This is a genomic window from Paraglaciecola arctica, from assembly GCF_018861065.1.
In the GTDB taxonomy this organism is placed as follows: domain Bacteria; phylum Pseudomonadota; class Gammaproteobacteria; order Enterobacterales; family Alteromonadaceae; genus Paraglaciecola; species Paraglaciecola arctica_B.
Map to the genome: position 1 here is coordinate 234,226 of NZ_JAHKQO010000036.1, position 20,100 is coordinate 254,325.

Annotated in this window: 19 protein-coding genes; 8 read left to right on the forward strand and 11 right to left on the reverse strand. The window is 41.6% G+C overall.

From position 1 onward, the window contains the following. Window positions 1–9: 9 nt before the first annotated feature. From KO534_RS14295 to KO534_RS14305, 3 genes are all read right to left on the reverse strand, one after another. Window positions 10–1,059: a VOC family protein gene (locus KO534_RS14295; RefSeq protein ID WP_215930342.1), complete on the reverse strand. Its 1,050-nt coding sequence runs from the start codon at window positions 1,057–1,059 to the stop codon at window positions 10–12. A 57-nt stretch (window positions 1,060–1,116) separates the two neighbouring features. Next, window positions 1,117–1,884 carry an SDR family NAD(P)-dependent oxidoreductase gene (locus KO534_RS14300; RefSeq protein ID WP_215930343.1) on the reverse strand — a complete coding sequence of 256 codons (768 nt, stop codon included), beginning with the start codon at window positions 1,882–1,884 and terminating at the stop codon, window positions 1,117–1,119. 108 nt (window positions 1,885–1,992) lie between these two features. Beyond that, a complete protein-coding gene (locus KO534_RS14305) occupies window positions 1,993–4,434 on the reverse strand; it encodes a TonB-dependent receptor (protein WP_215930344.1) in 2,442 nt (813 codons plus the stop codon). A 396-nt stretch (window positions 4,435–4,830) separates the two neighbouring features. Between KO534_RS14305 and KO534_RS14310 the strand changes: the two genes are divergently transcribed. The 3 genes from KO534_RS14310 to KO534_RS14320 all read left to right on the forward strand — a co-directional run bounded on the left by KO534_RS14310 (window position 4,831) and on the right by KO534_RS14320 (window position 7,164). Beyond that, on the forward strand, window positions 4,831–5,796 hold the full coding sequence (locus KO534_RS14310; RefSeq protein ID WP_215930345.1) for an alpha/beta fold hydrolase: 966 nt from the start codon (window positions 4,831–4,833) through the stop codon (window positions 5,794–5,796). Window positions 5,797–5,936: 140 nt separating this feature from the next. Continuing rightward, on the forward strand, window positions 5,937–6,593 hold the full coding sequence (locus tag KO534_RS14315; protein ID WP_215930346.1) for a TetR/AcrR family transcriptional regulator: 657 nt from the start codon (window positions 5,937–5,939) through the stop codon (window positions 6,591–6,593). Between the two features lie 154 nt (window positions 6,594–6,747). Continuing rightward, the gene (locus tag KO534_RS14320) at window positions 6,748–7,164 is read left to right on the forward strand and encodes a hypothetical protein (RefSeq protein ID WP_215930347.1); all 417 of its coding nucleotides are present in this window, start codon (window positions 6,748–6,750) and stop codon (window positions 7,162–7,164) included. A 45-nt stretch (window positions 7,165–7,209) separates the two neighbouring features. Here KO534_RS14320 and KO534_RS14325 read toward each other — a convergent pair whose 3' ends face one another. Further along, window positions 7,210–8,025, reverse strand: a complete 816-nt coding sequence (locus KO534_RS14325) for an alpha/beta hydrolase (protein ID WP_215930348.1) — start codon at window positions 8,023–8,025, stop codon at window positions 7,210–7,212. Window positions 8,026–8,334: 309 nt separating this feature from the next. Between KO534_RS14325 and KO534_RS14330 the strand changes: the two genes are divergently transcribed. Beyond that, window positions 8,335–9,120 carry a substrate-binding periplasmic protein gene (locus KO534_RS14330; protein WP_215930349.1) on the forward strand — a complete coding sequence of 262 codons (786 nt, stop codon included), beginning with the start codon at window positions 8,335–8,337 and terminating at the stop codon, window positions 9,118–9,120. Here KO534_RS14330 and KO534_RS14335 read toward each other — a convergent pair. Together KO534_RS14335 and KO534_RS14340 are read right to left on the reverse strand one after the other, a co-directional pair. After that, a complete protein-coding gene (locus KO534_RS14335; RefSeq protein WP_215930350.1) occupies window positions 9,110–9,523 on the reverse strand; it encodes a DUF1801 domain-containing protein in 414 nt (137 codons plus the stop codon). The two genes, KO534_RS14330 and KO534_RS14335, sit on opposite strands and share 11 nt — an antisense overlap. Beyond that, window positions 9,523–10,749 carry an FAD-dependent monooxygenase gene (locus KO534_RS14340; RefSeq protein WP_215930351.1) on the reverse strand — a complete coding sequence of 409 codons (1,227 nt, stop codon included), beginning with the start codon at window positions 10,747–10,749 and terminating at the stop codon, window positions 9,523–9,525. The genes KO534_RS14335 and KO534_RS14340 overlap by 1 nt, the downstream gene beginning before the upstream one ends. Window positions 10,750–10,945: 196 nt before the next feature. Here KO534_RS14340 and KO534_RS14345 point away from each other — a divergent pair, with 196 nt between their 5' ends. The 4 genes from KO534_RS14345 (at window position 10,946) to KO534_RS14360 (ending at window position 14,362) form a co-directional block, all read left to right on the forward strand. Further along, a complete protein-coding gene (locus tag KO534_RS14345; protein ID WP_252732158.1) occupies window positions 10,946–12,385 on the forward strand; it encodes a cryptochrome/photolyase family protein in 1,440 nt (479 codons plus the stop codon). Between the two features lie 8 nt (window positions 12,386–12,393). Continuing rightward, window positions 12,394–13,932 carry a cryptochrome/photolyase family protein gene (locus KO534_RS14350; protein ID WP_215930352.1) on the forward strand — a complete coding sequence of 513 codons (1,539 nt, stop codon included), beginning with the start codon at window positions 12,394–12,396 and terminating at the stop codon, window positions 13,930–13,932. Beyond that, on the forward strand, window positions 13,919–14,062 hold the full coding sequence (locus KO534_RS14355) for a DUF2256 domain-containing protein (RefSeq protein WP_215930353.1): 144 nt from the start codon (window positions 13,919–13,921) through the stop codon (window positions 14,060–14,062). The genes KO534_RS14350 and KO534_RS14355 overlap by 14 nt, the downstream gene beginning before the upstream one ends. 69 nt (window positions 14,063–14,131) lie before the next feature. Next, complete coding sequence (locus KO534_RS14360; protein ID WP_215930354.1) at window positions 14,132–14,362, forward strand: DUF2789 domain-containing protein; 231 nt, start codon at window positions 14,132–14,134, stop codon at window positions 14,360–14,362. Window positions 14,363–14,444: 82 nt separating this feature from the next. Here KO534_RS14360 and KO534_RS14365 read toward each other — a convergent pair whose 3' ends face one another. The 5 genes from KO534_RS14365 to KO534_RS14385 form a co-directional block, all read right to left on the reverse strand. After that, window positions 14,445–15,101, reverse strand: coding sequence for a glutathione S-transferase family protein (locus tag KO534_RS14365; RefSeq protein ID WP_215930355.1), 657 nt, complete (start codon window positions 15,099–15,101; stop codon window positions 14,445–14,447). Between the two features lie 104 nt (window positions 15,102–15,205). Further along, complete coding sequence (acnA, locus tag KO534_RS14370) at window positions 15,206–17,917, reverse strand: aconitate hydratase AcnA (RefSeq protein WP_215930356.1); 2,712 nt, start codon at window positions 17,915–17,917, stop codon at window positions 15,206–15,208. 73 nt (window positions 17,918–17,990) lie between these two features. Beyond that, window positions 17,991–18,647: a TVP38/TMEM64 family protein gene (locus tag KO534_RS14375; RefSeq protein WP_215930357.1), complete on the reverse strand. Its 657-nt coding sequence runs from the start codon at window positions 18,645–18,647 to the stop codon at window positions 17,991–17,993. Beyond that, window positions 18,644–19,396, reverse strand: coding sequence for a gamma-glutamyl-gamma-aminobutyrate hydrolase family protein (locus tag KO534_RS14380; RefSeq protein WP_215930358.1), 753 nt, complete (start codon window positions 19,394–19,396; stop codon window positions 18,644–18,646). The genes KO534_RS14375 and KO534_RS14380 overlap by 4 nt, the downstream gene beginning before the upstream one ends. Window positions 19,397–19,471: 75 nt before the next feature. Then, window positions 19,472–20,083, reverse strand: coding sequence for an acyloxyacyl hydrolase (locus KO534_RS14385; RefSeq protein WP_215930359.1), 612 nt, complete (start codon window positions 20,081–20,083; stop codon window positions 19,472–19,474). Window positions 20,084–20,100: the final 17 nt, after the last annotated feature.

Sequence of the window (20,100 nt, forward strand, 5' to 3'; positions counted from 1 at the left end):
TAATGACGCTTATTCAATCCCATTGTTCTTAAAGTTTTTGGCAGAAAATGGTGAACTATTTGGTATGGTTTGAAAGCCCAATAGGTTGCCATCTGGATCTCGACCAAAAAAACCTAGTCCATCGTTAAATTGCTGAATGTCAGTGACTAGCTTGCCACCAGCATCGCTGAAAAGTTGTTTAGCCGCATCAACATCGGTCACGTCGAATACAATCATGTTGTAGCCAGTGGCATCAACTGGCTTTGGAATAGCCGGTATTTTGGGCTCAGGGTGATAATATTGGATAAGCTCTAACTCAAGATTTCTTACCTGAAACCACGCCATTTCTGTTTCACTTCCAGGCAGGCCTGAGACATTATCAATAAATTCGCCTTCGTTATGTAAATAATGTCCAACTCGGCGCGGGTTTTGGGTTTCAAGCAATTCAGAATAGAAATCAATTGCTCTATCCATATCAAGAGTGGCTAAAGAAATATGTCGAATACGCCTGTCATTTTTGGGTGGCTTAGGCAAGTCGAGTGCATCAATATCAACGTGTTCTATTTCAACAATAATATTATCTTTATCGTACACATAAGCGTAAGACACATGTGTTTTTGGATTGGTCATCATCTCTTTTGAGCCAATATGAGTCGCTCCAGCGGTTAAAAACGCTTGATAGGTTTGTGTTTTTTTATCCACTTGAAACGCAAGGTGGGCAATACCTGGACCATTGGCTTGCATACTCGGATAATTCTTAGCTGCGTCTGACGGGTTGTTAAACTGCATAAATAACAACTGCGCATTCACCCCCTTCATCAACCGTGTTTTTGCGGTGACTCCCTCACGTCCAGCCAACTGATTCAGTAGTGGATGATCAGCAAATTCGCCCTCCTGCACTACTTGGATATCGGTAGATTCGGCATACAGAGCTTGAGTTTTATCGAGGTTTTCTACGGTCACCCCCACATAATGCACTCCTGCAACTATAGGGTTAGCCACTCGGCTAGGCGGAGTGACCAACCAAGAACAAGCTCCCAATAATGAAGCAACTGAAATGAATAAGATGTATTGACGCATGGCTTCCTCCTAAGGAATATTGATATACACAGAGACAACTCCGCTGTGTGATTGCGATTAGAAATTAACGGTTTTCACTGTGCCGCCGTCGACTCTTTGGTTAGTGGCAGTAATATTTGATGCTGCTGGGCTAGATAAAAACGTAATGGCATTGGCCACTTCAAGAGGAGTACCCAAGCGATTAAACAAAGATAAAGACGCCACATAATTGTAAATATCAGGCTGGTCTTTTTTCATCATCTCCCAATGTCCGTCTTTATGCACAATAGGTCCTGGTGATACAACATTGACCCTAATTCCGTATTGCCCCAACATATGCGCCATCTTCATAGCATAAGCAGTTAACGCTGCTTTTATAGCGCCGTATTCCAGCTCAGTAGACGAGTTGTTAGCCATCACCGAGGCAATAGATGCCACATAGACAATGGAAGGATTTTTACTTTTCTTTAAGTAAGGCAATGCCATCTCCGTCAAACGAATGTGTTGCATTAAATCAACGTCTACTCGACTTGCCCAACGGTCTTCCCCCGACGCGGCTGTTAAGGTACTCACATTACTGACCAATACATCCAAACCACCCAACGCACTTATTGAGGCGTCAAACCACTCTTGGTAGCTTGTTTCATCGGTTACATCTAGTGGCTTAACAAACACCGGATAACTACTGTTTACCCAATTTTTCGCCACTGAGTTGAGGGTTTCTTCATCTCTTGCGCCAGTGGCCAATTGCATATTTTCAGCAATGAAATTTTCAATAACGGCCTTACCTATACCTCGACTGCCACCAGTCACCATTCCTTTTAGGCCTTTCATATTTAAATTCATTGTGCTTTCCTGTTTTCAATTGAGCCTATCGTGCCAGTACAACGCCACGAATTGGCTCAAAGTATTATTGACTCATATACGTCAGTGATTTCACTCATTATGAGCGACTTAAAATTCGTAGGCGACACTCACGCCATAGGTGCGAGGTTGATTAATAAACGCTCCAACCGTTCCGGTTTGACCTGGTTGCCCAAAGACCCCTAATAAGTTTTCATCATCGGTTAAATTGCGCCCCCACAATTGCATACTCATACCATTGCCAAAGTTCACGCCAGCACTTGCGCCTAAATTATTCACTTGTCTCGTAAAGTCAGGGTTGTCTGTGGTAATTGTGCCTGCAGGTGCAAAAACCAGAGAGCTTTCATAACTATAATCAGCACGTATATACAGGTCTGCGGTGTCGAAGGATGCGGTGTAAACTACACCTGCCACTAGGCTTTTTTCATGAATATTCAAGGGGCGGGTGCCAGATAAATCTTGGGGTAGATAGTTCCCGTCAGCATCGCGGGGGGAATTCGGACCAGGAGGTGCATTACTAAAGTCATCATATACCGGGTCTAATAAGGTCCCTGCAAAGGTAACGGCTAAATTGTCTGTGACCGAGTAACGTAAATCGAACTCCATGCCATCTACCGAAGTTTTGCCTGCGTTAGCCTGAAAGAAATCCACACCGTCAAAACTTCTTACTTGAAAATCTTCAATTGACTGGTCAAATATGGCAACATTTGCTTGAAAGTTTCGGTACCACACCTTCATACCTATTTCTGTCACTGTGGCATATTCTGGTGTTGATAAACGTGAGCCATAAATTGGATTGCTTGAGTTTTCTCCCGATGCATCTAAGGCATCGGCAATAGCACGATCTGGACGCGAGAAATTTGTGAGATCCCAAGCAGAAGATTTAAACCCCGTTGCTTGGCTGATGTAAAAATTGAAATTTTCGTTGTGTTTGTATGCTAAGCGAACCAAATAAGTCGTATCACTATCATCAGACTTACCGTCTTCAAGAGAATTCGGATAACTCACGATAGGAGGCCTAAATTGCGCCGCTGCTAAACCTGCAAAAGCGCCACCTGCTAGAGTATTAAAGTTAATCGACGAAAATACATCCTCGTTAGACACTTCTGTTACATAGGCTTCCTTTTTATCATTGGTATAATTGAGACCAACAGTCCCAGTCAAAGCGTCGGTAAACTCGTAATCAGTGGATGCAAAAACCGAAAAATCTCGGTTATCCTGTCCTTCGGCGTAAGCGACGGCTATACCATCTGGGTAAAACGTACCTTGCGGGAATCCCAGCGCTGATTCAACAGCTACCAAACCTCCCCCAGTTAAATAGTTTACAAAATTGCGTAAATCGGGACCGTACTCCAATGCATCAGTGGAAACGATATCTTCATCGTATAAGAACCCACCTAAAATCCAATTAAAGGGCCCCTCACTTGACGAAGTGAGTCGTATTTCTTGACTAAACGCAGTGATTTCAATATCTCGTACTGACCTAGAGGTTTCAATCGAACTGCTTCCCACTGGATTAGACGCAACAAGGGTATTCAAACGATAAGCCGAAATAGAAGTTAGAGTAAAATCGTCATAGTCCACATCTAGATGTAGAGATAAGCCTCCGTCTTCCACCTCATTGGTAGATGATTCAATTAACACAGATTCACGAGCGAATGGGTCTGAGGCGTCTAATACACTTCCTCCTAATGCCAACACAACGTTATCTACCGGACCACTGATAACATTTGGGCTCGAGCAACAAATTTCATCTATTTCGCTGTAGTCAACAATAGCTCGAAAGGTCACATCTGCAGAAGGCTCCCAAAGCGCTTGTCCACGAAGATTCCAACGATCTCGATTATCTGGGTCCGTCACCCCTTGGTACAGTGCCTTGGTGTAACCATCGCGTTTGTTAATACCTGCAGCAAAACTCAACGCAAGTTCGTCACTTACACCACCTGTTACATAACCTTTTAAGAGACGTTGATTGTAATTTCCTAAGGTTGCCTCGACTCGCCCTTCAGTCACAAACGAAGGTGCGGAGGTAACCACACTAACTACCCCTGCTGACGCATTTTTCCCAAACAGGGTACTTTGCGGACCACTTAACACTTCCACTCGTTCTAACTTAGGCAAATCAGTGATGGCTCCACTTGCCCTAGAACGAAAAACGCCGTCGATAAACACGCCCACAGAAGGTTCTGTGCCTATGTTATTAGAGGAACTACCAAAACCACGAATACTAAAGCTTGAAACTGTAGTCAGACTAGTTTGCAACACTTTTAAAGAAGGAACCAAAGTTTGCATATCTAATACGTCTACCACCTTAGCTTGCTCTATATCTTGCGCACTGGTTACTGACACTGCTATCGGTGTGTCTTGTAAGGTTAATGGTCGTTTAGATGCAGTGACAAAAATGCGTTCAATATCTTTATCTGGTTCAGATGTATCCGCTTGTTGTGCGCTTGCAATAGGCAGACATAAAACACTCGCGATAACACTCGAAATAACAGTACGCCTTAAACCTTGGTGTGTGCTGTAAAACATGCATAGCCCTCCAAAATGTGAATATCCAATCTGCTCGTATCCGCTCATGGCGTTTTGAGCCCGGAATTTTAGTCATCAGCGATGACCCGTCCACCGCTTGCAAACAAAAGTTATTGCACAAACATTCATTAGTCAACAATACTTTAACAAAATTTAAACAATAATATCGATTAGAGAATTTACACAACCTATCGCCAGACCATTAAAACTCTTTTAATTCAGCATCTTACAAGTATCAATTTAATGATAAATATAAATACATACTCAAACATTTATTGATACATGAAATTTTATGTAGGTCTAATAAATTTACAATTTAGATTATTTTCATCCTTTATTGACATTTTGAGCACCAGTTGCAAGTATTAATAATCACTAATACATTAAGGTTCAATTATGCGCGTTTTACTTTTTTGGATAATGGCATCGATAGCACTTTTGGGGTGCTCTGATCTAAATGATCCTAACGACGCTATCATTGCTAAAAGCCATATGGGCTTTAACTCAAAAACCGTCACTGTGAATGGTTTGCAGTTTCGATATGTAGAAAAGGGAAGTGGTGAATTAATGTTGTTTTTGCACGGGTTTCCCTATTTTAGTGAGTCCTGGTACAAACTTTTACATGGCTTTGGAGACCAATATCATAGTGTTGCTCCCGATAACCGCGGTTATGGCTATACAGAAAAACCAACGGAAATAGCTGACTATCGTCTCGAAGTTTTAGTCTCGGATGTAATCTCGCTTATTTCCAAGCTTTCCCCTGAAAAGCCAGTGATTTTAGTTGGCCACGACTGGGGCGCAGGGTTAGCATGGGCTACAGCTCAAACCCGACCGGAATTGATTAAAAAACTTATAATAATCAATGGGGTACCTCCCAATGCGTTTCTCAAGGTACTTGATCGAAGCCTGTTACAAAGAGAACGTTCTGATTACATTGGCAAACTTGATGGTTGGCTAGCTAAGTTGATGTTCGCGATCAAGGGACCAGATATGATTTGGCAAGGCGTGTCGAGATTGCATGAAAGCGGCGACGTAGATGATAATTTTAAACAGGCTTTTCTGGAGGCTTGGGAGCAACCAGACGCTGCTCAATCCGCAATCAATTGGTATACAGCCAATTTCCCCGAGTTTGATAACATTCAAGATAAAGACTATTGGCCTAGTAAAGATGCACGCGTTACTGTGCCAAGTCTATTAATCTGGTCGAAAGATGATCCAGCGTTTACTCAAGATGCTTTCGAGATTATTCCTGAGTATGTTGACGATTTGACCATTAAAGTAATCGATACCAGCAGTCATGTGCCCTTTCTTGATCATTTTGAAGAAGTATTCAGTTATATGTCTGACTTTATAAATAAATAGAAAGACAACAATAGCCAAGACGCAACCAATGGCTTAAATCATCGAGTTAATGCTCAATCGAGCCACATTTACTCGATGCAAGCTTTAATATAACATGCCGCAGAATGTGGCGACAAAAGCAGCGAAAATCTGACAGGTTTATGAAAACATCCGGAAAAACAAGAATACGTTTATCACCCGAGGAACGGGAAAAGGAGATCCTAAAATACACCGCCGAAATAGTGGCACAAGAAGGTGTATTCGCGGTGAGCATTGAGAAAATAGGCAAAGCCCTAAATATTAGCAAATCCACTGTGTATTCATATTTCCCAAGTACCACTGAGTTGCTTCAAAAGCTATTTCTACAGGAAATGAGATCGCTGCGAGCCAAACAAAATGCCGCAATCGAAAAAGCTAAGACTATTGAACAGCTTGTAAGAGGTATTACCCATGCGTATTTAAATTACATTGATGAAAAAGGGTTGTTAATCAGTCGTCTACAAGCAGAACCAAGTTTGATTTCATTTGGCGGCCCCACCGATTATGCGAGGCAAAGCGCCATTAATCATCTAGCCAAAACAATATCCGAAGCCTGCGATATCCCTATGGCGATAGCCATTCCCGCGACAGATATCTCTTTTGGTCTCCCAGAAGCTGCAGGACATTGTTTAAACCGCAAAGTTACCGATAAACAAACAATCGAAGATTTAACTGTGGCGATGATTCTTGCTAGTATCAAAGCTACAAAAGATAACAGCGAATTCAATTTTAAATCACTTCCCGAGCAACCCGTAAACAACAAAAAACCTACTGAGTAAATACCAAGTGTATTGATAGAATTTAGGTCCTGACATTGCTCGTACTGCTGAATCCACACCCTGCAATCCGCTATAAAATTGCGAATTTTGAGATATTGTAAAGGCTAGAGATAGCGCTTATTCTTTGTTTACTCATAAAACTAGGATCTAACCCATGCAAACAACTCCCAATAAAGCCGCGCGTTGGCCCCTTATTCGGCAAGGCATAGTTTTCCAATTAAAGTTAGGCTTAGACGCTCTGCGAGATATATTAATGAGTCCGGTTTCAATTGTGCTGGTCATAATTGATGTAGTTATGGCAAACAATCAGCAACAAAGTTATTTTATGAAGTTAATGGGACTAGGTAAAAAAAGTGATCATTGGATAAATTTATTTGCTGTTGAGCCACTCGACAAGGACGCCAAAGATAATCCCCAAGCGGATGACAACAATGTTGATTATTGGTTTTCAAAAATTGAAACTGTAGTAAAGGAGCAACGAGTAGATGGCAAGTTGACCAAGGCCGGCAAAGAGAAAATTCAGCAATATTTTAGTCGCATCAATCAAACCTCAGACACACCTGAAAGTTAAATTTCCGCAATCGTTAGCCTTAACAGCTAACCTTAAGACTAACTGTTAGTTTGATTTGAAATGCTCATCAAGAAAATTGAAATGATAGTTAATGGATTTCTGCCAATACTCTAATGTGTGGCCTCCGGGCATTTCAAGGTAACTATGGGGGATATTTTCGGAAACTAAAATTTCGTGGAACTGCTTGTTACTATCGTAAAAAAAATCATCCACACCAATATCAAAAAATAACGCTAGTTTTTTTCCTTGCAGCAAGTCTGCCATGTTGACTACAGAGTACCGCTGCCAATTATCTGGATGTTCAGTTTGACTACCTATACGTTTGGCAATATCCCAACTATCTGGAAAGGGCCTTAAGTCAAAAGCGCCGCTGGTACTGATTGCTGCACTAAAAACATCGCTATGGCGAATGGCTAGATAAAACGCGCCAAATCCCCCCATACTCAATCCCATGATTGCTCGATCGGCCTTATGAGTTTTAGAATTAAACTTGCGATCGACAAAGTTAACTAATTCCTGACTGATATAAGTTTCATACTGAAAATTTGCATCGATAGGGCTGTCAATATACCAACTGGTTTTTGCGCCGTCGGGACACACTATAATAATGCTATATTGGTCTGCTAAGTTTTTAATTTTAGGAATGATTGTTGGCCAAAAGCTATGATCGTCTGTTGCACCGTGCAAAGCATACAAAACGGGTAAAGCCCTTCCATTTGCACTGTATTCTTTGGGCAAAATAATAGTATTAGAGATATCTTTGTGCATGGATTGACTGTAGACCTTAAATGTCGCGACATTGGCACAAAAAACTTGTAGTGATAGAAAAATTAAAGAGATAAAACAAGATAACCGAAACATAATGCCCCTAGATGAATTATTCCTGAAAACAGAGAGTCTAACCGTCATTGCTGCCATTAACTTTGAGTAAAATTTTATACTAATGTTAAAAAGTAACAACTAGTAGTTGACCCTAGTGACTCTGCTTAGTAATGTCGAGTGTAAATTCAAAAAAACAATTTATTTAGTCAAAACAATCGATTAGTAAAGTTTCCCCACTAATTTAAATTTTTGTTTGGCTAATAGGAAACTCGATTTTGTTCATCATAAACACTAATGTTTATTGGGCTAAACTATTACCGATAAAGTTTAGTCGTGGGGTAAAACCCGATGAGTAGACTGTGCATATTCCTAAGTTTTGGTTTTTTCAGTCTATTTATTGCTGCTCAGGTACAAAGTAAATGTCTTAAAACTATGGCATGGGATGACGACTACCCCTATGCATTTCAACTAAGTCCAGAGGATATACAACCTAGTGGTTTAAATATCGAATTGGCCATGGCAGTGTTGGCAGAATCTAACTGCCAATTACGCTTTTTGAAAATGCCTTGGGCAAGAGCACTAGTAGAATTGTCACAAGGACGAATAGATATTATTGGCGGTGCCTACCCCAATCAAGAACGACAACAATATGCTAGGTATTCAAAGATAAACTTTTATTTCGAAAACGTGCTTTTTATTCGAACCGATATTTCCAATAATGTTGCTTTGCACACCCTAAGTGACATCCAAAAGAATCAACTTAAAGTAGGTGTACAAATAGATGTTTATTATGGCGAAGCTTTCGATACCTTAAAGTTAAGCCCTGATTTTTCTCGATTGATTTACCCTAATACTAGCCGTAAAGCCTTGTGGGGTATGTTAGGTTTAGGCCGACTTGATGGAGTGATTGCTGACGCTCGCTCTGGTCAGGAGGAAGTAAAAAAACTGAATTTAAGTTCAATTATTGTGCCCAGTAATCTAGTTATTACTAACCAAGCCTCGCACTTTATTTTTTCAAAGAAATCAGTCAAACAAGAATTCGTGGAGAACTTTGATAAAACACTAAATAAATTAAAAGCCAATGGCTTAGTTAAGGCTATTTTAGAAAAATACTCTCCAAAAACTAATCAGTAGCATTTTTTCTACTGTGATAACTCATTGCTAAATAGATAAATTGTTTGATCACTTGTGTTTGGATTGGCTCGCGACTATCAAACAACACACCACGATTTTTATCATAGCGTAAATCAGGGTAAACCAGCCTAAACTCTTCGATTATTGATGTTTGGCAATGCACGAACAAACCAAATTCATATGGGTTAGCTTTAAGTTGTGACAGTCTTAAAGTTGTCCCTGACTTAGGTGTATGCGTCACGTAACTAGGCTCACCCCACTTGAGGCATTCTTCGACTTGACCTATTTGTTCTGTGTTTGCGGCCACTTCAAAGATCCATTGGCGGATCGTCAGCAAAACGTGTTGAGTTTGCGTCTGGTACTGATCAAATACCTGCGTGATTTCCGAATTATTAAAGTCCATTAAGATAGTTCTTCAGTAATATTGTAGCTATATATAACATCGAGTTTATTGGCAGCAACTGTATCGCTTAGACCTAGACTGGCTAGTCCCGACAGCACGGCCAGTTTTGTTTTGTCGAATGCGCTATTCATATGATACAACCCCGCATTTTTGCGTGCACCACCTTGAATACTACTAGCTCGGGACAAACGTATTTGCTGGTATTTAAGCAAAGCGTTTTGAATATGATTTTGATTGAGTGAGCTTTGATCCGCCACTGTTTGCTCCACCAAACAGTGCGCAAGCGCATAACTGTCTTCAATCGCCATGGCAGCGCCTTGAGCCAAAAATGGCAACATCGGATGACAAGCATCTCCCAGCAGCGCCACATTTTTATCGGTCCAATGACTCAAAGGTTGCCTGTCAAATAATGCCCAAAGAAAACACTGCTCAGTTGCAGCCAATAACTCCGTTACTTCAGGATGCCAGTCAACAAAAGTATTTCTCAATTCCTGAATATCGCCTGCCTCATGCCATGACTCTTTTTGCCAATCAGAACGCTCCTGTACAGCAACAAAATTGACCAACTCCCCGCCTCTGAGGTAATAACTCACAAAATGTTTGCCCGGCCCTACCCATAAGTTGGCATTGGGTTTAATTAATCCTTGAGGCAATTTATCAGCAGCTACCACACCTCGCCATGCGACTTGCCCAGTAAACTGAGCAGGAGTCTGGCCCAACATACAAGCTTGAACTTTTGATTTGATGCCATCCGCACCAATGAGTAAATCAGCTTCTAGATTTTGATCGTTTTCAAATTTTATGCTGAGTTTATCCGTGCGATGGTGATAACTTTGCAACTGCTGCCCTAAATGAATACTAACATTCGCTTGCTTACATTCAGCATATAATACTGAGAGTAGATCCGCGCGGTGAATATGCAGATAATCAGCGGCAAATTTATGTAACGCTGTGTCACCCAATGGAACCGTAAAATAGGTTTTTCCGCTTTGAAAATGGCGCATTACCGCTGATTTGGGGCGAAATCCTTTAGCCTTAACTTGTTCTGCAATTCCTAACGCTTTAAGAACATGCATGGCATTAGGACTAAGCTGTAATCCAGCACCAACTTCAGCAACTTGTGAGCTTTGTTCATAAACCGCCACTTCAAAGCCACGCTTAGCCAATGCTAAAGCAGCACATAAACCACCAATACCTGCTCCCGCAACTACAATTTTTATACTCAAAACTACTATCCAGTGGTTTATACATCTTTGCAGCAAATAGTAATACGCTTGTAAGCAGTTTGGCTAGTGTGTTGAATACTTTCAAACTGTCTCATGCACGTTATGGTTATTAGCAATAAAAATATTAAATTTTTAGATCTAGAAAATCACTTTATCAGTAATACTTAGTTCAACTTATGACATTTACAGGTTTTTTATGATCGCCTCTACTCTTATGTGGTTTCGCCAGGATTTGCGATTAAGAGACAATCCAGCTCTTGATTATGCCTGCGAGAAAGGTGCGATTATTCCACTCTACATTTTTGATAATGAATGCGAGCAACATTTTATTCCTGGCAGTGCCAGCAAGTGGTGGCTGCATCAGTCACTAAGTGCCTTAAATGATTCCTTAGGCAATCAACTTCATTTTTCAAAGGGTGATGCCAGCAAGATTTTAATTGAGTTGGTTGAAAAACATAATATTAAAAGTGTAGTGTGGAATCGCTGTTACGAACCATGGCAAATCAAACGCGACTCGCAGCTTAAACAAACATTGTTAGCAGCGGGTGTAGAGGTCAAAAGTTTTAATAGCCATTTATTGTGGGAGCCATGGCAAGTATTAAAAAAGGACCAAACGCCATACAAAGTATTTACGCCTTATTATCGACGCGGTTGCTTGTCTAACACTGCCCCTAGAATGCCAATAGCAATACCTGAAAACATCCAAGTAGAATATCTACCGCAGTTTGACCAAGGGCTTGATGCACTGGAGCTGTTGCCAACTATTAACTGGCATAACACAATTGAAAAAATGTGGACACCAGGTGAACAGGGTGCGGCAAAACACCTTAGCGAATTTTTACCTGATGGCGCTAAAGCATACAAACAAAAACGCGACTTTCCTGATCTAGGTGCTACTTCTAAGTTATCGCCACACCTACATTTTGGTGAGATATCCCCAAACCAAATTTGGTACAGCGCGATTCATGCCTTAAATGGTAACACCGAAGATGCAGGTTTAGATTGTTACCTTAGCGAATTAGGTTGGCGAGAGTTTTCGTACTACTTATTGTTTCATTTCCCGCATATCCCTCAGGAAAACTTCAGTCCTAAATTCCAACACTTTCCGTGGCGTAACGACCCTGACTCACTAAAAGCTTGGCAACAAGGGCAAACAGGCATTCCCATAGTAGACGCAGGAATGCGTGAATTATGGCAAACCGGCACTATGCACAATCGAGTGCGTATGGTGGTGGCTTCATTCTTAGTCAAAAACCTATTAATTCATTGGGGTGAAGGTGAACGCTGGTTTTGGGATTGTTTACTTGATGCAGATTTAGCCGCCAACAGCGCAAGCTGGCAATGGGTAGCTGGCACTGGTGCTGATGCTGCGCCCTACTTCAGAATATTTAACCCAGTCACACAAGGTCAGCGATTTGATTCAAAGGGCGATTACGTAAAACGCTTTTGTCCTGAACTTAGCAAAATGCCTGAGAAATACATACATAACCCTTGGGAAGCCCCGCAAAATATTTTGGATTATGCAGGCGTAAAACTAGGTAAAAATTATCCTAAGCCCTTAGTGGATTTAAAAGCTTCACGGCAAAGAGCGCTAGATGCTCTAGCCCAATCCAAACAACAACCTAACGAAGAATAAGCCGACCGATGGCCACCTTAAGATTAATTTTAGCTGACCAACTTAGCCATAGCCTTGCCAGCTTACAAGACTATGACCTAGAGAACGACTGGGTATTAATGGCTGAGGTAAGAACAGAAGCCAGTTACGTTAAACATCATAAAAAGAAAATTGCCTTTTTATTTTCAGCCATGCGTCACTTTGCAAAAGAGCTAACAGACCACGGGCATAAACTCGTTTATCGACAATACGATGATAAACACAACCAAGGTAGTTTAAAGGCCGAAGTAGAGCTTCTCTGTAAAAAACAAAGTATAGATAGAATAGTACTCACCCACCCCGGTGAATATCGAGTGTTAGCTGATATGAAGACTTGGCAAGATAATCTAGGAATTGAAGTTGAGATCCGCGAGGACGACCGCTTCTTAGCAAGCCTTAGTGAGTTTGCCGACTGGGCGAAAGATCGCAAACAACTTCGAATGGAGTTTTTCTATAGAGAAATGCGCAAAGCGTGGCATTTTTTGATGGATGGCGATAAACCCGTTGGCGACAAGTGGAATTACGACAGCGCCAACCGAAAAGCCTTACCTAAGGACATGTCTCCTCCGAAACCAACTATGTTTGAGCCTGACTCTATTACCCAAGATGTTATCAAGTTAGTCTCTACAGAGTTTGCTGATCACTTTGGGGAACTTGATAAGTTTCACTTTGCAGTCACCCGAGAGCAAGCTTTAGTGGTGCTGCAAGAATTTATAGAGCAGCGCTTAATCAACTTTGGTGATTATCAAGATGCCATGGTTGAGGGCGAACCTTGGATGTACCACTCTCATATTAGTTTTTATCTAAACTGCGGATTGCTAACTCCAAAAGAAGTGATTGAACAAGCTGAGTATGCCTACCGTAAAGGCGATGCTCCACTAAACGCAACCGAGGGTTTTATACGTCAGGTGCTAGGCTGGCGAGAGTATGTGCGAGGTTTGTATTGGCTGAAGATGCCTGGTTACAAAGATGAGAACTTCTTAGAAGCTAAAGGTTCATTGCCCAAGTTTTTTTGGGATACCCATACCCAAATGAACTGCTTACATCAGTGTATTAAAGAAACCTCAGAAAATGCTTACGCTCATCATATTCAGCGATTAATGATAATAGGTAACTTTGCACTGCTTGCAGGGTTACACCCAGATGAAGTTAACGAATGGTATTTAATCGTTTATGCCGACGCTTACGAATGGGTAGAAATGCCCAACGTTACGGGCATGATACTGTTTGCAGATGGCGGCCTTCTTGCCAGTAAACCCTATGCGGCTAGTGGTAGTTACATTAACAAGATGTCTAATTACTGCCAAAACTGTCACTACAGTGTAAAAGAAAAGAACGGCGCACAAGCCTGCCCCTTCAATTACTTATACTGGGATTTTTTGGACCGCAACAAAGAAAAGTTAGGCAATAACCCGCGTCTAGGAATGCCCTACCGCACCCTTAACAATATGTCGGATGAAAAACGTCAAACTATTCAACGAGATAGTCAGGTCTTTTTTAAAGCCTTAGAACAAGATGAAAAAGTCTGACTTACCCAGTAAACTTTGCCCTATATGCCATCGCCCTTTTAACTGGCGCAAAAAATGGCAAAGGTGTTGGAATGAGGTAAGGTATTGTTCGAAACGTTGTGGCCAAAAGAAACAAGCCACGCGGCTTTAGATTTGTACTAACCTTATCAAGTTGCAAAACCTAGAAAAAATTAAGAAACAAACGTAATAGGAGAAATATATGTATCCCCCAACACACTCAATTCACGCTTTGTTTGATCAATTGGGCCTAGATAGTTCAGAACAAGGAATCAATGAGTTTATCAGCAAACATGGTCCACTTGCTGCCAACATAAAGTTACACCAAGCTGATTTTTGGAATAGCTCACAAGGCGCATTTTTACAACAAATGACCAATGAAGATGCCGATTGGGCAGAAATCGTAGATGAACTAGACGCCATGCTTCGTTAGTGTCTCAACGTCTGGCTAAAATCGCCATAAGGCTTAGCAGTAAATGAATTCTCAACTACCGCAGTAATGTAAAGTCTTCACGTTATTGCCCATCACTCATCATTGCCGCTAAAACAGGGCGCTGGGCGCAACGTGCAAACCAAGCGTCTATATTTGGAAAGGCTGACAACTCCAGCTCCATAGACAAAGCCCAAGCAACCAAAACAAACACATGTGTATCGACTAAAGAGTAATCATTCAACAAAAAATGGCGGTCGGCTAGCGCGCCATTTAAAATTTCGAAACAGTGATGCAAAGTCTGCCGCGCCTTTAACAATGCTTGTGGTCGACGTTGTTCTATCTCTACAAAATCTTGTGAGCCTTGTTGTACGGCACCTGGAGCATCGGGTGGTAACTCAGCTGCCAGTTTACCTGCAGCATCGGCCAAATTAATATTTGACCATACAACCCATTTCATAGCCTCGCCACGACTGGGGCCAGACTCTGGAAACAAAGCCTTCTCAGTTCCAAATGTCTCACCTAGATACAAAGTTATGGCAACCGATTCCCAAATAATGACGCCCTCATGCACTATCACGGGAACTCTGCCATTTGGATTGAGTTTTAAGAAAGCTTCTGTTCGTGTATCACCCGCATCGATATCTAATTCAACACCTTGGTAATCTACACTTAACTCTGCTAACACAGCCTCTGTAATACTAGATGTAGACATAGGCGCATAATAAAAACTAATGCTCATTTTTTCCCTTGTAACTAAAGTGGTTGTTTAGCCCTTAATTGACTATCCGTTAGTCAGACAGAGCACCCGCTTAGCGGCGGCCTCCAGATTTTAACACGTCCCCACTATAGTAGGGACCTAATTACGTATTGCAAAATACCTCCGTGGCGGAAATACTCAAACTCATTAGGAGTATCGATACGGATCTCTGTTTCAAAATCAATGCTACTACCGTCTGACTTTTTAACTTCTACTTTTACTTGTTTCTGGCCAGCCTCAATCGCCTCAATTGAATACTGCTCTGTGCCATCTAACTCATAAGTATGCGCTGTTTCACCTTGCTTAAATTGCAATGGTAATATACCCATTCCGATAAGATTAGAGCGATGTATTCGCTCATATGTTTCAGCAATTACCGCTTTAACGCCCAATAACAATGGCCCTTTGGCAGCCCAATCACGGGAACTCCCAGTGCCGTATTCTTTACCAGCAATAACAATTGTGGGTATTTTGTCAGCAATATACTGCTGAGCGGCCGCAAATACTGTGGTTTGTTCACCACTAGGTTGTTTACAGGTAAAACCGCCTTCTGTACCAGGAGCCAGTTGATTTTTAAGCCTAACATTGGCAAAAGTACCGCGCATCATGACATCATGATTACCGCGCCTAGAGCCATAAGAATTAAAGGATTTTTGCTCAACATGATTCTCACGCAGATAATCAGCTGCAGGCGTATCTTTGCCAATCGAACCCGCTGGGGAAATATGGTCAGTGGTCACACTATCTGCTAACTTGAGTAAACAGCGCGCTTCTTGGATAGCTTTGGTTGGCTCGGGTTGTGCTGGCATATTGTCAAAAAATGTCGGCTTTTTCACATAAGTACTGTCAGGCCAGTCATAAATATCTGAATCAACTGTTTCCAATTTTTCCCAAATATCGCCGCCGTCATATACGGCACCATATTTTTCTGTGAACATCGATTTATTAACGACCCGTGTCACTATCTCTTGAATTTCTTGCTGGCTTGGCCATAGATCTTTCAAATAAACGGGGTGTCCAGCGCTGCTGATGCCAAGAGGATCTTTAGTAATGTCTATTTTCATATTACCGGCCAACGCATAGGCAACCACTAGAGGAGGCGATGCCAAATAGTTAGCTTTTACATCAGAATGTATTCTGCCTTCAAAGTTTCGGTTACCTGATAAGACTGATGTCACCGTTAAATCAGCTTTTCTAATCGCCTCAGAAATGGCCTCTGGCAGTGGTCCTGAATTACCTATACAAGTGGTGCAACCGTACCCTACTAAGTTAAACCCCAGTTTATCCAATTCTTTAGATAATCCAGCCTTGTTGAGGTATTCGGTTACCACTTGTGATCCCGGGGCAAAACTGGTTTTTACCCATGGTTTCACTGTCAATCCTAACTCATTGGCTTTTTGTGCCAACAAAGCAGCAGCAACCAGCACCGATGGATTCGAAGTATTGGTGCAACTTGTGATCGCAGCAATCACTACGGCTCCCTCGTGAAGCGCGAGATCTTGTTGATTATGACGATATGAAACTGTGGTTTTAGCCCCTATATTTTCTACCCCACCTTCACTATCAAAACGTTGTTCGTGTTTGCCTTGGGGCGAAATCGCCAATTCGTTTTGCTCTGTCAACCAATTCTCAAATGAAGTGGCGGCTTGATCTAAATTAATTCTATCTTGAGGTCGTTTCGGACCAGCGATAGCAGGAACAACAGAGTCCAAATTCAGGGAAAGTGTGGCGTGATATTCTGCATGTGTTTGAGCTTCACTGCCCCACATACCTTGAGCTTTTGCATAAGCTTCAATAATTTCAATTTGTAGTTCACTACGGCCTGTAAGCGCCAGATACTGACTCGTTTGCTCATCAATTGGAAACAGTCCACAGGTTGCCCCATACTCTGGAGACATATTGGCAAGTGTTGCACGATCAGCCACCGTTAGGTGTTGTACCCCAGCGCCATAAAACTCTACGAACTTGCCTACAACGCCAAATGCTCGCAATTGTTCGGTCACCGCTAAGACTAAGTCCGTGGCGGTGGCACCTGGTGGCAACTGGCCTTTTAATTCCATTCCAATCACTTCAGGTATTAGCATAGTGACAGGCTGGCCTAACATTGCCGCTTCAGCTTCGATACCTCCTACTCCCCAGCCCAGAACTCCTAGGCCATTAATCATTGTGGTATGTGAATCTGTGCCAACTAGGGTGTCGGGGTAAAGCATTGGGAGGTCTTGCTGCTCATCAACAAAGGTAACTCGCGCCAAATATTCTAAATTGACTTGGTGCACTATTCCTTTACCTGGGGGCACAACTTTGAAGTTATCAAACGCACTTTGACCCCATTTCAAAAACTGATAGCGCTCTTTATTACGCTTTACCTCAACTGCAGTATTATGTTCGAAGGAATCAGCCTTACCGAATTCATCTACCATAATGGAATGGTCAATCACTAAATCCACAGGTTTAAGTGGATTAATTTTATTAGGGTCACCACCGAGATCCAACATAGCGTTGCGCATAGCCGCTAAGTCAACAACAGCGGGCACTCCTGTAAAATCTTGCAGTATTACCCTAGAAGGAACAAATGCAATCTCGGTATCAAAAGAGGTGGCAGTATCCCATTTCGCTAGGGTTTGAATATCCTCTGGCTGAACATACATCTCATCGCTATGGCGTAATAAGTTTTCTAATAAAATTTTTGCGGTCAGTGGTAGCCGTTTGATTTCAGTTTTCACCGTGCTTAAATCAAAATATTGATACTCTTTTCCGCGCACATTTAAGATAGAAATATGTTTATTTGATGCTGTCATTTGGCTCTCCTTTTGACCCTACAGGCCTTTTGCTAAGGTAGTTTTTCTTTACGTATATTGAATTTAGTCGTTTTTAATCTGTTTGTTGTTTCTTGATAACATAATAAACAACAAACAGAATTGTGGCGGCAACGATTGAAGATACTGCCAACCCAGACGGTTCTTTCATTAGCTCTAGCGCCCCTTGCCCAAAAAATACCGCACCTAAACCCAAGGGTGCAATGCCTATAGTTGAACCCAACATAAACCTGAAAATATTAATTTTAAGGGATCCAGCCAAAATACTGGTTGCGGTAAAAGGCGGGGTGGGTGCTAATCGCAACGCTAAAATAGCCCAAGCGCCTTTGTCATCCATTTTTTTCTTAATGGTTTCAGTGTGTTTTTTGACTCCTTCTCCGAAGAAGTCTGCACCTATCACACGGCCAATACCATATCCGCTTAAACTAGCTAGAAGGAAACCAAAGATACAAATTAATACACTAATCCAAAGGTTAAACACTAAGCTAACAGTAAATGCCATTAGCGGAACGGGGATCAGAATTGAGCCTCCAATAAGGAAAACAACTAAAAATATTAAAGCGGTAAATGTGGTGTCGGGTATATCACTAGCTAACTCGGTGAGTTTATCTATTTCAAGATACTCGCTAAGAGGTGTGAAAAAATACAAGGCAACAATAGCCAATACCACACAAATGAATATGCCTAACTTGATGATGTTTTCCTTCTTCATTTTTTTGCCTCGCGAATTAACCAACTAAAGATTTTTCTATGTGCCTTCATGTAAAAGAGATATTCAGGGTGCCACTGTACTCCTAGTACTTTATCGCCGTTGTTACTTTCAATAACCTGGTTAATGCCTGCATTTTCTCTAGCCGTTACTGTTAAAGCGTCGGCCGGCTCTGCAACTGCTTGGGAGTGTATTGCGTTCACTTTTAAAGGATCATCACCGGCTATTTCAGCAATTAAAGAATCGCTAGTCGTATAAAGCACCGTTTTTCTAGGAAATGGGCTACGGATCCTCATATCGTTTTTTAAAAGCGGTAAAGTCGATTCGTACATTGAACCACCTAGCTCTGCATTGAGTAACTGATGACCTCGACAAATTCCTAACAATGGCAAGTTATTATCCAGCGCAAAATGAATGAACTTTATCTCCATATCGTCTCGGTCTTTGTCGTATTCAGATGAGCCTAAACGGTTCAACAACTCCATGGGATACAACACACACTCTTTTAACCTTATCCAGAAAGTGCGCTTCACCATTGGTGTCTCTTCCTTTATGTAATTATCAGGGTGAATATCTGAACCGCCACCGATAATAACCCCATCATAATCAAGTGTACCGTCGAAAGAATTAGGCGTGACGCGAATGGGTTTTCCACCAGCAAGCCGTATGTTGAGAGCAGTAAAAAACCAAGCGGTAGAGCCAGATTTATTTGGCCCAGTAATCGCAATTTTCGGTTTTGTATTGGTAGACAAAATTTTTCCTTAGGGTGACTAAGTCGACCCACGTATATACCTATCACTCAGAGGGTTACCAAAAAATTTCAGGCCTTAAAACCGGTACAGATAAGCCACACTCAAAAAGTCTAAACCTGGATTTTTGGTGTTGAGTCCACCATTTGAATAATGAATGTAGCGAACCGCTATCTCAGAGTTTTGGCTTTTGTCTAAACCAATAAGCAACCCCAAACGATCTTCAAACTGATAAAAACTACCAATATCAACACCGCCAAATTTTTCCTCATGCACATACGCAACACCTATACCGAATTCAAGGGTAAGTGGATAATCATCGGATAAATTAGGCAAGGCTTTTGAAAAAACAGGTGAAACAGAAATCCCATAAGTCGCTTCATTACGCGCACTACCGTGCAAATCAAAAAGATTAAGACTGGTTTCCCAAGATAAACGAGTTGCACCAATGAGAGGGATCTCAAGGTCGTAGTTAAAATTCGGTCTATAGGCGATGCGCATACCATGCATATCACCAGTACCAGTCATATATTCAACTGCCACGACTTGTTTGTCTTTATCGGGTAGTTGAGCGGCTGCAACTTGGAAACTTAATAATACAATAGTGAACAACAACACTGGTTTAACTGAGATGATGGTGTGAAATATTGATTTATCGATAGTCCCGCTATTATTTTTACTACTTTTCATGGTTTTCCTTGATTGAA

What these genes read in the sequence shown, in the direction of transcription:
- KO534_RS14295 (WP_215930342.1), bottom strand. Translation starts at nt 1,059, where the DNA reads ATGCGTCAATACATCTTATTCATTTCAGTTGCTTCATTATTGGGAGCT.
- KO534_RS14300 (WP_215930343.1), bottom strand. Translation starts at nt 1,884, where the DNA reads ATGAATTTAAATATGAAAGGCCTAAAAGGAATGGTGACTGGTGGCAGT.
- KO534_RS14305 (WP_215930344.1), bottom strand. Translation starts at nt 4,434, where the DNA reads ATGTTTTACAGCACACACCAAGGTTTAAGGCGTACTGTTATTTCGAGT.
- KO534_RS14310 (WP_215930345.1), top strand. Translation starts at nt 4,831, where the DNA reads ATGCGCGTTTTACTTTTTTGGATAATGGCATCGATAGCACTTTTGGGG.
- KO534_RS14315 (WP_215930346.1), top strand. Translation starts at nt 5,937, where the DNA reads ATGAAAACATCCGGAAAAACAAGAATACGTTTATCACCCGAGGAACGG.
- KO534_RS14320 (WP_215930347.1), top strand. Translation starts at nt 6,748, where the DNA reads ATGCAAACAACTCCCAATAAAGCCGCGCGTTGGCCCCTTATTCGGCAA.
- KO534_RS14325 (WP_215930348.1), bottom strand. Translation starts at nt 8,025, where the DNA reads ATGTTTCGGTTATCTTGTTTTATCTCTTTAATTTTTCTATCACTACAA.
- KO534_RS14330 (WP_215930349.1), top strand. Translation starts at nt 8,335, where the DNA reads ATGAGTAGACTGTGCATATTCCTAAGTTTTGGTTTTTTCAGTCTATTT.
- KO534_RS14335 (WP_215930350.1), bottom strand. Translation starts at nt 9,523, where the DNA reads ATGGACTTTAATAATTCGGAAATCACGCAGGTATTTGATCAGTACCAG.
- KO534_RS14345 (WP_252732158.1), top strand. Translation starts at nt 10,946, where the DNA reads ATGATCGCCTCTACTCTTATGTGGTTTCGCCAGGATTTGCGATTAAGA.
- KO534_RS14350 (WP_215930352.1), top strand. Translation starts at nt 12,394, where the DNA reads ATGGCCACCTTAAGATTAATTTTAGCTGACCAACTTAGCCATAGCCTT.
- KO534_RS14355 (WP_215930353.1), top strand. Translation starts at nt 13,919, where the DNA reads ATGAAAAAGTCTGACTTACCCAGTAAACTTTGCCCTATATGCCATCGC.
- KO534_RS14360 (WP_215930354.1), top strand. Translation starts at nt 14,132, where the DNA reads ATGTATCCCCCAACACACTCAATTCACGCTTTGTTTGATCAATTGGGC.
- KO534_RS14365 (WP_215930355.1), bottom strand. Translation starts at nt 15,101, where the DNA reads ATGAGCATTAGTTTTTATTATGCGCCTATGTCTACATCTAGTATTACA.
- acnA (WP_215930356.1), bottom strand. Translation starts at nt 17,917, where the DNA reads ATGACAGCATCAAATAAACATATTTCTATCTTAAATGTGCGCGGAAAA.
- KO534_RS14375 (WP_215930357.1), bottom strand. Translation starts at nt 18,647, where the DNA reads ATGAAGAAGGAAAACATCATCAAGTTAGGCATATTCATTTGTGTGGTA.
- KO534_RS14385 (WP_215930359.1), bottom strand. Translation starts at nt 20,083, where the DNA reads ATGAAAAGTAGTAAAAATAATAGCGGGACTATCGATAAATCAATATTT.